At 75.8% G+C, this 11,949-nt stretch carries 10 protein-coding genes; 5 read left to right on the forward strand and 5 right to left on the reverse strand.

From position 1 onward, the window contains the following. The first annotated feature begins 53 nt into the window (after positions 1-53). Both OG556_RS05375 and OG556_RS05380 read left to right on the forward strand, forming a co-directional pair. Positions 54-581, forward strand: coding sequence for a DUF2064 domain-containing protein (locus tag OG556_RS05375; RefSeq protein WP_371522577.1), 528 nt, complete (start codon positions 54-56; stop codon positions 579-581). After that, positions 578-1,234, forward strand: coding sequence for an SAM-dependent methyltransferase (locus OG556_RS05380; protein WP_371516106.1), 657 nt, complete (start codon positions 578-580; stop codon positions 1,232-1,234). Before OG556_RS05375 ends, OG556_RS05380 begins: the two co-directional genes overlap by 4 nt. 115 nt (positions 1,235-1,349) lie before the next feature. Here the strand turns inward: OG556_RS05380 and OG556_RS05385 are convergent, their stop codons facing one another. The 4 genes from OG556_RS05385 to OG556_RS05400 form a co-directional block, all read right to left on the reverse strand. Beyond that, the gene (locus tag OG556_RS05385; protein ID WP_371516107.1) at positions 1,350-2,594 is read right to left on the reverse strand and encodes an MFS transporter; all 1,245 of its coding nucleotides are present in this window, start codon (positions 2,592-2,594) and stop codon (positions 1,350-1,352) included. After that, positions 2,591-4,114: an amidase gene (locus tag OG556_RS05390; protein ID WP_371516108.1), complete on the reverse strand. Its 1,524-nt coding sequence runs from the start codon at positions 4,112-4,114 to the stop codon at positions 2,591-2,593. The genes OG556_RS05385 and OG556_RS05390 overlap by 4 nt, the downstream gene beginning before the upstream one ends. Positions 4,115-4,435: 321 nt before the next feature. Further along, positions 4,436-5,044, reverse strand: coding sequence for a cytochrome b/b6 domain-containing protein (locus OG556_RS05395; RefSeq protein WP_371516109.1), 609 nt, complete (start codon positions 5,042-5,044; stop codon positions 4,436-4,438). Next, positions 5,028-5,741: a molybdopterin-dependent oxidoreductase gene (locus tag OG556_RS05400; RefSeq protein ID WP_371516110.1), complete on the reverse strand. Its 714-nt coding sequence runs from the start codon at positions 5,739-5,741 to the stop codon at positions 5,028-5,030. The genes OG556_RS05395 and OG556_RS05400 overlap by 17 nt, the downstream gene beginning before the upstream one ends. A 298-nt stretch (positions 5,742-6,039) precedes the next feature. Between OG556_RS05400 and OG556_RS05405 the strand changes: the two genes are divergently transcribed. The 3 genes from OG556_RS05405 (at position 6,040) to OG556_RS05415 (ending at position 10,544) form a co-directional block, all read left to right on the forward strand. After that, positions 6,040-6,513 (forward strand): hypothetical protein, encoded by a 474-nt coding sequence (locus OG556_RS05405; protein WP_363579893.1) that lies wholly within the window; start codon positions 6,040-6,042, stop codon positions 6,511-6,513. Between the two features lie 311 nt (positions 6,514-6,824). Next, positions 6,825-8,039, forward strand: coding sequence for a glycosyltransferase (locus OG556_RS05410; RefSeq protein WP_371516111.1), 1,215 nt, complete (start codon positions 6,825-6,827; stop codon positions 8,037-8,039). Between the two features lie 90 nt (positions 8,040-8,129). Next, a complete protein-coding gene (locus tag OG556_RS05415; protein WP_371516112.1) occupies positions 8,130-10,544 on the forward strand; it encodes an ATP-binding domain-containing protein in 2,415 nt (804 codons plus the stop codon). Here the strand turns inward: OG556_RS05415 and OG556_RS05420 are convergent. Further along, complete coding sequence (locus OG556_RS05420) at positions 10,465-11,880, reverse strand: glycosyltransferase 87 family protein (protein ID WP_371516113.1); 1,416 nt, start codon at positions 11,878-11,880, stop codon at positions 10,465-10,467. The two genes, OG556_RS05415 and OG556_RS05420, sit on opposite strands and share 80 nt — an antisense overlap. Positions 11,881-11,949 lie beyond the last annotated feature (69 nt).

An 11,949-nucleotide genomic window follows, 5' to 3' on the forward strand; every position in this document is an offset into this window, starting at 1 on the left:
CCGCCGCCCTGGCCGCGGCCGCCCTCGCCGACACCCTGCACACCCTGGGCACGATGCCGGCCGGGCGGCGCGTGCTCGTCCTGGACGGCGAACCGGGCGACTGGCTGCCGCCCGGCTGGGAGGTCGTCGCACAGACCGGCGGCGGGCTGGACGAACGGCTGGCCGCCGCCTTCGCGCACGCGGCCCGGGTGGCCCCGCACGCCCCGGCGCTGCTGGTCGGGATGGACACCCCGCAGCTGAGCGCCGCCGCGCTGGCCGAGCCGCTGTCGGCCGCGCGGCGGGCGGGCACGGACGCCTGGTACGGCCCGGCGGCGGACGGCGGCTTCTGGGCACTGGGCCTGGCCCGGCCGACCGCCGAACTGGCCGCGCGCCTGCTGCACGGCGTGCCGATGTCCACCCCGAGGACCGGCGCGGCACTCCTGGAACGCCTAGCCGAAGCCGACTCGACGATCCATCATCTTCCGCTGCTCACCGACGTGGACACCGCCGAGGACGCCCGCCGCGTCGCCGCCGAGGCCCCGGACAGCCGTTTCGCCGCCCAGCTGGGGACGGTCGACCTGGAGCCGGAGGTGGCGAGTTGACGACCGCCACCGCCTGGGTGGACGACCCGTTCGCCGAAGCCGTCCGCACCGGGCGCGGCCCGCTCTGGCTGCGCCGGGAGGACGGCCACCGCCTGCGGCTGGACATCGAACGCTGGTGCGCCCCGGCGGCCGGCGCCGACCACAGCCTGCTCCGGCGCTGCGCCCGCCGGGCCGCGCCCGTCCTCGACCTCGGCTGCGGGCCCGGGCGGCTGGTCGCCGCGCTGCTCGCGCTCGGCGTCCCGGCCCTCGGGGTCGACGTGACCAGGGCGGCCGTCGCCCGCACGGTCGGACTGGGCGGCCCGGCGCTCTGCCGCTCGGTCTTCGACCGGCTGCCCGCCGAGGGCCGCTGGGGTGCCGCGCTCCTCGCCGACGGCAACCTCGGCATCGGCGGCGACCCGGACGCCCTGCTCCAGCGGGGCGCCGAACTCATCGCGCCGGACGGGCTGTTGCTGGTCGAGGTGGAGCCCGAGGAGGTGGACGAGCAGGTCACCGTCCAGGTCGAGGGCCCGGACGGCCGGCTCGGTCCGGCCTTCCCCTGGGCCCGGCTCGGCACGGCCGCCGCCCTCAGACGGGCCCGCGCCGCCGCCGGACTGGTCGAGGCGGAGCGCTGGACCTCTCACGGCCGCCGCTTCCTCGCCCTGCACAAGTACTGAGGCGCACAGGGCCGTTGCCCTTGACGGACGCGCCCCCACCGCCCTGACGTGTCGGCGGGTCCTCGGCAACGACGGTGTCCCGGTCCCGCTGCCGTCAGGACGGGCCCGCAGCCCCTCAGCGGGCCCGCCCACCTGCCCGTTCCGCCGCCGCGCCCACCGACGCCGGCTCCGGCGGCGGGCCCGGCGGCGGGGCGGGCTCGTCCGTCGGCAGCACCCGGTCACGCAGCCGCAGTCCGCAGGCCAGGGCGACCAGCAGCACCCCGAGCACCGATCCCAGTACGGTGCGCAGCCCGTACGCGTCGGCGATCCGGCCGAGCAGCGGAGCGGCCAGCCCGCCCACCGACATCGCCAGGCCCAGGGTCAGTCCGCTGGCGGTGCCGGGCCGGTTGGGCAGGTAGTCCTGGGCCAGCGTCACCTGGGCGGCGAACGGCAGGAACATCGCCAACCCGAAAGCGACGGTGGCGAGTTCGGCCAGCGCGAAGGTGGGGGCGAAGGCCACGCCGGCCAGGGCGGGGGCGGCCAGCAGGTAGCCCAGCCGGATCGGGAGGAGCCTCCCGTACCGGTCGCCCAGCCGCCCGCCGAGCAGGGTGCCCGCCGCACCGGCCAGGGTGAGGGAGGTGAGGGCCACCGCCCCCGCGCCCGTCGAGGTGTGCAGGTCGCGCTGGAGGTGCAGGGCGAGCATCGAGGTCACCGTGACGTACGGCACCGACCAGCAGACCGTGGCGACCACCAGCCGGCCGAAGGCCCGCCAGTCGTCGGGCTGCCCGCTCCCGGCCGCGCCGCCCGTCACCAGCGGCGGCGCGGGGGTGTGGCCCCGACGGCGCAGCCACGGGCCCTGGGCCGCCCACAGTGCGCCCATCACCACTGCGGGGACGGCGAGCAGCCAGCTGCCGGCCAGGCCGAGCGAGCCGACCACCAGCGTCACCAGGGCCGGCGCCAGCGAGGCGCCGAGTGTGCCGCCGACGGAGAACAGGCTCATCGCCTGCTGGGACTGGCCGCCCGCCGCCCTGGCCTGGTTGGTGGCGGGCGGGTGGTAGGCGGCGACGCCGATCCCGGCGAGGGCCACGCAGAGCCAGGTGAGCAGGTAGCTGTCGGCGAGCCCGGCGCAGCCGAGGCCCCCGGCGGCGGTCAGGAAGCCAGCCGGGACGAGCCAGCCGCGGTGGCGGCGGTCGACGAGCAGGCCGAAGAGCGGCTGGACCACGCTGGACAGGCCGGTGGCGGCCAGCGCGATCCCTGAGACGGCGGTGTAGCTGTAGTGCCGCTCGGACATCAGGAAGGGCAGCAGGGCCGGGACGGCGCCCTGGTAGAGGTCGTTGACGACGTGGGTGCCGGTCAGGAAGGCCAGCCGGCCGCGCTTCACGTGGTTCCTCCCTCGGCCTGGAACGCGAGGCCCCGGTGTGCGGTGTCCCGGTGCCCGGCGTCCTGGCGCCCGGTGTCCCGGTGCGCGGCGGCCTGGAGCGCGGAGTCCCGGTCGAGCACCGGCTGCGGGGTGTGGTGGAGCCACGGCCGGGCCTGCTCCAGCTGGGCGCCGAGGGCGAGCAGGGTGGCCTCCTGGTGCGGCCGGCCGGTCAGCATGATGCCGACCGGCAGGCCGTCGGGCGTCCAGTGCAGGGGGAGGCTGATCGACGGCTGCCCGGTGAGGTTGGCCAGCGGGGTGCGCGGGGTGAAGTCGAGCATCCTGGCGAAGGTCCGTTCGGGGGCGTCCTGGTCGACCAGCGAGCCGACCGGCGGTGCGAGCGTGTCGGTGGTCGGGCTCAGGATGACGTCGAACTCCGCGTAGCGGGAGAGGAGTTCGCGGGCCGTCGCGGTGAGCGAGGCGTGTGCGGCGAGCAGGTCGGGGGCGCTGCGGGCGCGCCCCTCGGACCGCAGCCAGGCGGTCAGCGCGAGCAGGTCGCCCTCCCGCCCGGGCGGTACCGGTACGGACGCGGCCAGGACGCTCCACACCACGGTGAAGGCGGCCAGGTACTCCGCCGGGCCGAACGGCGGGGCCTCGTCCACCTGGTGGCCCAGCTCGGCGAGCAGGTCGGCCGTGCGGCGGCAGCCGAGCCGGCTCGGCCGGTCCTGTCCGGCCGTCTCGGGCAGGACGCCGATCCGCAGCCTTCCGGGCGCCCGCTCGGCGCTCGCCCGGAAGGTTCCGGGGGGACCGGCGGGCAGCGTGCCGCTGTCGCCGGGCGTGCTGTGCGCCATCACGTCCAGCAGCAGGGCGGTGTCGAACACCGTCCTGGCCAGCGGTCCGGCGGTGGCCAGGCCGAGCGCGTCGGTGCCCGGCGCGGGGGTGACCCGGCCGCGGCTCGGCTTGAGGCCGACGAGCCCGCAGGCGGCGGCGGGGATCCGGATCGAGCCGCCGCCGTCGCTGCCCAGCGCGCCGGCGGCCAGGCGGGCCGCGACCGAGGCGGCGGCCCCGCCGCTGGAGCCGCCGGCGCCCCGGTTCAGGTCGTAGGGGCTGCGGGCGGTGCCGTGGGCCGTCTCGGTGTAGGAGGAGCAGCCGAATTCGGCCGCCAGGGTGGTGCCGAGCAGGACGGTGCCGGCGGCCCGCAGGGCGCCGACCACGGCGGCGTCGCCGGGTGCGATCCGGTCGGCGAAGACGGCCGATCCCGCGGTGAACGGGAGTCCGGCCACCGGCCAGGTGTCCTTCACCGAGATCGGCACTCCGAGCAGCGGCGGCAGCTGCGAGGTGTCCTCGGCTGCGGCCAGCCGGGCCTCGGCGGCCGCGGCCGCCTGCCGCGCGCCCCGGTGGTCGACGGTGCGGTACGCGCCGACCGCGTCGTTCAGCCGGTCGATCCTGCGGAGGTGGTGGTCGACCAGGTCGACCGGGGAGACGGTCCGTTCCCGGATCGCGGTGGCCTGTTCGGCCAGGGTCAGTTCATGGAGTTCTGTCACGGTCACTCTCAAGTCCTCAGGTTCTCAGGTCCTCTGAGGAGTTACCTTAGAGTGCTGGTCAGAGCGAAAGCAAGGCATGCCTAACCTGGTTGTCGGCCACCCGCGGAGCCGGAGGGCCGCCCGCGGTCGACAGGGCGGCTGAGGAAGATTGGCGCCGGGGTCCAAGGAGCCTTGCAGGATGCCGGTCGTGCACCACGCGTGCGGCTGTCGCCCAACCGCCTCTTGGCCCCACGGTCAGGGGTGCCCCGGCGGCACCCTTCGAGGCGTCCCGGCCGAGCCTGCCACACCCCCCAGGCCACGACAAGACGTCCGACCGGCCCGCTACTCCCGGCCCACCGGCCGCCACTGCGGGTGCTCGCGCTCGGCCCACCGGCGCTCCACCAGCCCGGTCCGCATCCCGAGCCGCGCCTGCGGATCCCGCCAGGCCATCCGGACGTGTCCGACCACCACCACGGCGATGGCGGCGGCCAGCCAGTCGTGGACGAAGGTCGCCCCGGTCCGCCAGACGGGCGGGGCGAGACGCGGCAGCCACATCAGCAGCCCGGTGCCGACGATCACCAGCATCGAGCCCAGCGTCCACTGCGCGTAGAGCTTCTGCCCGGCGTTGAACTTGCCCGCCGGCCGGTGCGGGGCGCGGCGCCGGACGGCGCGCAGCCAGTCCCAGTCCGCCGGGGTGAAGCGGCTCAGCCGGGCGGCGTCCGCGCGCAGCGCCCGCGAGGCGAGCCCGAGCAGCAGCGGCACGGGCAGCGCGAGGCCGCACCACACGTGCACCGTCACCACCAGCCGCCGGTTGCCGACCAGTTCGGCGAGCGGGGCGAGGTAGAGGCAGGCCGCCGTGGCCAGGCAGACGCCGGTCAGCGCGGCGGTCGTCCGGTGCACCCAGCGCTCGGCCCGGGTGAAGCGCAGCAGGAGTTCAGCCGGTGGGCGCATCGTCACGTCCGTTCGACCGGCCGACCCAGGCGTCGACGTCGTACCCGCCGCGCTCCCAGTAGCCCGGCTCCACCGAACCGGTCACGGTGATCCCGGAGAGCCACTTGGCGGACTTGTAGAAGTACATCGGCGCGACGTACAGCCGCACCGGGCCGCCGTGGGTGTGGGAGATCGGGCCGTCCTGCATCCGCAGCGCGACCAGTACGTCGTCCCGTCGGGCCTGCGCCAGCGTCAGGCTCTCGGTGTACGCGCCGTCGAAGCAGCTGAACCGGACGGCCCCGGCCCCCGGCCGCACGCCCGCGGCGTCCAGCAGGTGCGCGAGCGGCACCCCCTCGAACGGGGTGTCCGGCACCCGCCACCCGGTCACGCACTGCACGTCCCGCACGAGCCGCCGCTGCGGCATCGCCCGCAGGTCCGGCAGGCGGAACGTCGCGGGCCGCTCGACCATCCCGTCGACGCTGAGCGTGTAGTCCGCCACGCTCCGCTCCGGGACGGACGACACCACCGAGTAGTACCGGAATCCGTTGTTGCCCGGCAGCAGCCCGCTCAGCCCGCTCGGGTCCCGTTCGGCCAACCCCGACTCGGCCCGTTGCAGGTACGGCCCCGCCGCCACCCCGACGGCCCCGAGCCCGAGCAGTCCGAGCACCACCCGCCGCCCCACCGGGGCGCCCCGGCCCTCTTCGCCTGTTCTGTCCACGCCCCCGATTGCACCAGCCCGAGCCCGGCCGGCGCGAGGCCCGGCACCGGTCCGTCAGCCTTTCGTCATCTTCGCCCGCAGGCTCCACGGCCGAGCGGGCGAGCGGGCGAGCGGGCGAGCGACCGAGCGACGCCGAGCGTCCGAGCGGCGGGAGATCGTTTTCCAGTCAAGTTCGACGATCTTTCGAACCCCGTATTCCCCCGGCTCCGGCCACGCCACTACGGTGCCACGCATCCCCGCTGTTCCCCCCTCCCCGGCCGGCCGCGACCGCCGGGGCTACCGATCGGACCGGTGCGCCGTGACCAGAATCCTCCGTCGACTGTGGACCCACGCGGGAAGAGCGGCGGCCGTCGTCGCCCTCCTCGCCGCCGCCCTCACCGGCACGGCGGCCGGAACCGCCACCGCCGCCGCCCCGGCCGCCCCCGCGGCAACCGCCTCGGTGGGCGGCTGGACCTGCCCCGGAACGCCCGTCCCGGACGGCTACGTCATCACCATGTTCAACTCCAGCGGCTGCAACAACCACGGCGCCTGGTTCCAGGCACCCGCCCAGAACCGCCTGTGGACCTGCTCCGGCTCGCCGATCGTCTCCGGCTACGTCCTGACCAACTACAACCCCCAGGGGTGCAGCGGCGTCGGCGCCTGGTTCCACGAACTGGTCCGCAACGGCATCTGGACCTGCCCCTACTCGCCGATCCCGGCCGGCTACCGCAGCACCAGCTACGACGCCCGCGGCTGCAACGGCCTCGGCGCCTGGCTCACCATCAAGGCCTGACCCACACCCGGCGGGGCCCGACCGGAACTCCGGTCGGGCCCCGCCGACGTCGTCGCGTCGTCATTCCGGGCGAAGACCGCATCGCGCGCCGAACACTCCGCACACGCAGCACATGCGACACGCGCCGCACACAGCGTCTCACCAGCAGAAAAGAAGTCCGCCCGCAGCGGACGAGAAAAAAGGCACAGGAGGAAAAACCACTCCCGGCCACTTCCAACTTATAGCGTACGGGGGGCCTTGCGGCAAGGCCCTGGTCGTGCCGCACAATCGTCGACCTGAACCGGAATCCGCGGAAATTTGGGGTCGCGAAAATGCGTGTGCTGTTGTCGACGTACGGGTCCCGCGAGGATGTCGAACCGCTGGTGGGGCTCGCGGCGCGGCTGCGGGAGTCCGGCGCGCAGGTGCGGGTGTGTGCGCCGCCGGACGAGGACTTCGCGCAGCGGTTGGACCACATCGACGTGCCGCTGGTGCCGGTCGGCCCGTCGGCGCGGGCGCTGACGGTGGCGGCGCCGCCGCCGTCGTCCCTGCCGGAGCGCGCGGCCGCGGTGATCGCCGGGCAGCTGGAGGCGGTCACGGCGGCGGCCGAGGGCTGCGACGTGCTGGTGGCCACCGGCATGCTGCCGGCTGCGGCGGGCGCGCTGTCGGTGGCCGAGAAGCTGGGCATCCGCTCCGTGTCGGTGACCTTCCAGCAGCTCACCCTGCCCTCGCCGGGCCGCCCGCCGCTGGCGTACCCGGGCCGGCCGTTCCCGCCGGAGGTGACCGACAACCGGGTGCTGTGGGGCCTGGACGCCGAGAGCATCAACGCGCTGTTCGGCGCGGCGCTCAACACCAACCGGGCGTCGATCGGCCTGCCGCCGGTGGACGACGTCCGCGACTACGTCATCGGCGACCGGCCGTGGCTGGCGACCGACCCGGTCCTGGACCCGTGGCAGCAGCCCGCCGACCTGGACGTCGTGCAGACCGGCGCGTGGATCCTGCCGGACCGGCGCCCGCTGCCGGCCGGGTTGGAGGCCTTCCTGGCCGCCGGCGCACCGCCGGTGTACGTGGGCTTCGGCAGCATGCCGATGCTCGCCTCCCAGGACGCCGCCCAGGTGGCCGTCGAGGCGGTCCGCGCGCAGGGCCGCCGCGCGGTCGTGGCCCGCGGCTGGGCCGGTCTGGCCCCGATCGACGACCGGGGCGACTGCTTCGTCGTCGGCGAGGTCAACCAGCAGGCGCTGTTCGGCCGGGTGGCCGCCGTCGTGCACCACGGCGGGGCGGGCACCACGACGACGGCCACCCGGGCCGGCGCGCCCCAGGTCGTCGTCCCGCAGACCGCGGACCAGCCGTACTGGGCCGGCCGGGTGGCCCGGCTGGGCATCGGCGTGGCACTCGACGGGCCGACCCCGACCACCGAGTCCCTGTCGGCCGCGCTCAGGACGGCCCTCGCCCCCGAGACCCGGGTGTGGGCGACCGCCGTGGCCACCATGATCCGCACCGACGGCGCGGCGCTGGCCGCACAACTGCTGCTCGACGCGGCCGGCCGCTGAGGCGTGCCGGATAATTCCACCCGCCGCCACCCCCGATTCCTCGGCCGACCGCCCGCGGAATCGAAAAGCTCAGAACACCTGGAGCCAGGTTTGTCCCCCATCTCGTCCTCCTCATCCTCCTCATTCGAATCCTCCTCGCCCGAATCCCGCTCGCCCGAATCCTCCTCGCCCGAACCGAATTCACCCGCCGACGGCTGGCGGTCCGGCGAACTGCGGGCGGAGAACGCGTACGTCGGCAGGCTGTACGAGCGGCTCGAAGCCCAGCGCGCGCTCGCGGCCGGCCGACTGCGCGAGGTCCACCTCCAGGACAAGGGCGGGACGATCCAGGCCCTCCTGGAGCGCGACACCATGGAGATCCACCACACCCGCCGGCTGGCGGCGCTGCACGCCGCCGAGTACGGGCTGTGCTTCGGCCGGATCGACGACGCCGACGGCGAGCGGCAGTACATCGGCCGGATCGCCCTGTCGGACGACGACCACGAGCCGCTGCTCACCGACTGGCGGGCGGCGGCCGCGGAGCCGTTCTACCGGGCGACGCCCGCCGCACCCGGCGGTGTGGTGGCGCGACGGCACCTGCGGACCAAGGGCCGGACCGTCGTCGACTTCGACGACGACGCCTTCGGCGTGGGCGCCCACGCGGGCCGCGACAACGCCGAGCTCAGCGGGGAGGGCGCCCTGCTCGCCTCGCTGACGGCGGCCCGGACGGGGCGGATGGGCGACATCGTCTCCACCATCCAGGCCGAGCAGGACCGCGTCATCCGCGACGCGCTCGGCGGCGTCCTGGTCGTGCAGGGCGGCCCGGGCACCGGCAAGACCGTCGTCGCCCTGCACCGCGCCGCGTACCTGCTCTACACCCACCGCGACCGGCTGGCCAAGCACGGCGTGCTGGTCATCGGGCCGAACACGACGTTCCTGCGCTACATCGACGAGGTGCTTCCCGCGCTCGGCGAGAGCGAGGTCGTGCTGAGCAGCATCGGCACGCTCTACCCGGGGGTGACGGGGACCGGCACCGAGACGCCCGAGGCGGCCGCCGTCAAGGGCGACGCCCGGATGGCACAGGTCCTCGCCGCCGCGCTGGAGGGCCTGCGGCAGCTGCCCGAGGAGTCGTGGACCATCACCGTGGGCCGGACCTCGCCCTACAACCTTCAGCTCCGGATCGGCCGGGCGCTCTGCGAGCGGGCCCACGCCGCCGCGCACCGGAGCGGCAGGCCGCACAACGCGGCCCGGGCCGACCTGGTGGAGCGGCTCTCCTCGGAGCTGGCCCTGCGGATCGCCCGGGACCAGGGCGGGGAGATGGACCTGGACGCCGTGGCGAACCTCGCCGACGCGCTCGTCGACGAGCCCGAGTTCCAGGCCGTGGCCCAGAAGCTGTGGCCGCTGCTGAACCCGGAGCAGGTGCTCACGAGCCTGTTCGGCTCCCCGGAGCTGCTGGCGAGCGCGATGCCTGACTTCACCGAGGCCGAACGCGCCGCGCTGCTGCGCGAACTGCCCGGCCCGGAACGGGAGTCCGCCGCCGAGGCCGCCTCGACCGCTGCGACCGCCCCGACCACCTGGACCACCTGGACCACCGACGACGTGCCGCTGCTCGACGAGGCCGCCGAACTGCTCGGCCCGCTGCCGGGCGCCGCCGTCGCCCGCCGGGCCGAGGCCGCCGCCGAGGCGGCGGAGCTGGAGTTCGCCAAGATCGTCCTCGACGACTTCGGCGTGGGGCTGGTCGAGATGGACGCGAAGATGCTGGCCCGCCAGTACCGCGGCGAGGAGTCGCTCCGGCCGCTGGCCGAGCGCGCGGCCGAGGACCGGACCTGGGGCTACGGGCACGTGATCGTGGACGAGGCCCAGGAGCTGTCCCCGATGGCCTGGCGGATGCTGGCCCGCCGCTGCCCCGGCCGTTCCATGACGATCGTCGGCGACCTGGCGCAGACCGGCGCGCCGGCCGGGCTGAGCTCCTGGGGCCAGGCCCTCGACACGTACACGGCGGGGCGCTGGCGCACGGTGGAACTCACCATCAACTACCGCACCCCGGCCGAGATCATGCAGGTCACCGAAGGCGTCCTGCGGGCGCTCGACCCCTCGCTCGCCGCCCCCACCGCGGTGCGCAGCGGCGGAACCCGCCCGTGGAGCCTGCGGATCCCCGCGGACGGCCGGGCGGCGGCGCTGCGCGGCGCCGTCGAGCGGGAGCTCGCGGCACTGGACGGCGGTCGGCTGGCGGTCATCCACGCCCCGGACGCCCCGGCCGAACTGCTCGACGGGATCGCCGGGTTGGAAGGAATTTGCGTCAACGACGGTCCGGCGGCGCTGGATTCGCCGGCCGTCCTGCTGACGGCCGCCCAGTCCAAGGGTCTTGAGTTCGACGCCGTCCTGGTCGTGGAGCCCGCCGAGATCCTCGCGGCGCACGCCCACGGCGTGAACGACCTCTACGTCGCCCTCACCCGGGCGACGAAGTCCCTCGGGGTGCTGCACAGCCGGGACCTGCCGGAGATGCTCCAGGGCCTGGAGCCCCGCTGAGGACGGCGGCCGTTCTCCCGCGCCGCCGGGCGCCGACCGCGACGCACGCCAACGCGGCGCCGTAGGCGGCCTGTTGGGCCTCGACCCCGCCCGTCAGATAGAGGTACTGCCCGGCGGCGGGGACGGCGAGCCACTCCCAGCGGCCGGTGAGGCCGACCAGGGCCACCACCAGCAGGCCGTACCAGGGGTAGGCGGGCGCGGCGAGGAGCAGGGCCGTGCCGGTGACGAACAGGGCGCCGTCCCAGGGGCGGGCGGGGTCGCCGCGCCGGAGCACCCACAGGGCGACGGCGGCCAGGACCGCCCCGGCGGCCCACGGCAGCAGGGCGTCCGGCAGGAGGAGGGCGAGCAGGCCGAAGCGGTCGAGGTGCCCCTGCTCGTACCCCTCCTCCTTCAGGTAACCGGGCAGGTAGCCGAGCACGCCGGTGCCGGAGGCGGCGAGGTAGGGCAGGTAGGCCAGGGCGAACGCGCCGAGCGAGGCGCCCAGGAGCAGGGCGCTCTCGCGCGGGCGTCGGCGGGCCAGTGCGCCCGGCAGGGCCAGTGCGGGGATCAGCTTGACCGCCACGGCCGCGCCGAGCAGCGCGCCGGCCCGCGTCGCCTTCCGCCGGGCCGCGTACCCGAGGCCCACGACCAGCAGCAGCGCCCCGAGGGTGTCCACGTGCGCGTCGTTGACCGACCACACCGCCACGCCGGGGCACCACCCCCACAGCGCGGCCCGCCGGCTGCCCCGTCCGATCACGAGCAGCGCCCCCGTGGTCGCCACCGCGAGCAGGGCGCCGGCGGCCTGCATCCCGCGCACCCCTCCCCCGAAGGGGTGCAGGGCGAGGAACCAGGCCTCCGCGACCGGCGGGTAGATGGTGTGCACGGCGGGCCGGTTGATGCGGGTGCAGTCACCGGCGGCGGTGCGCCGCTCGTCCCAGCCGTCGCAGGCGCCGCCGGCCGGCCACAGGTCGGAGGTGCGCAGCCGGGCCAGCGCCGGGTCGTCCGGGGTGTGCGCGTACGGGGAGGTGCCGGCGGCCTGGACGCGGCCGTCCCAGACGTAGCGGTAGGCGTCGTCGCTGGTGCGCGGCGGGGCGAGCAGGCCGACGGCGGCGACGGCGACGCTCCCGGCCAGGACCAGGGGCACGATCTGACGGCCGCCCACCCGGCGCAGCGCCAGCAGGGCGAGCGCGTACAGGGCGGCGTCGACGGCGTACCAGGCGTACAGCGGTGCGCGGTGGCCGAGCGTGCCGCCGCCGGTGACGGTGAGGACGAGCGCGGCGGTCAGGGCGGCCAGCGCGAGCAGGCAGGGCAGCACGCGGGCGGGCCGGAGGCGGGTGAGCGGGAGGCGGGTGGGCACCCGCCCACCCTGCCACCGGGCGGCGGCGCGCGACCGCAGCGGCGTGGCGCCGTTCGGATTCCGTAAGCA

The organism is Kitasatospora sp. NBC_01300 (assembly GCF_041435235.1).
GTDB lineage: Bacteria > Actinomycetota > Actinomycetes > Streptomycetales > Streptomycetaceae > Kitasatospora.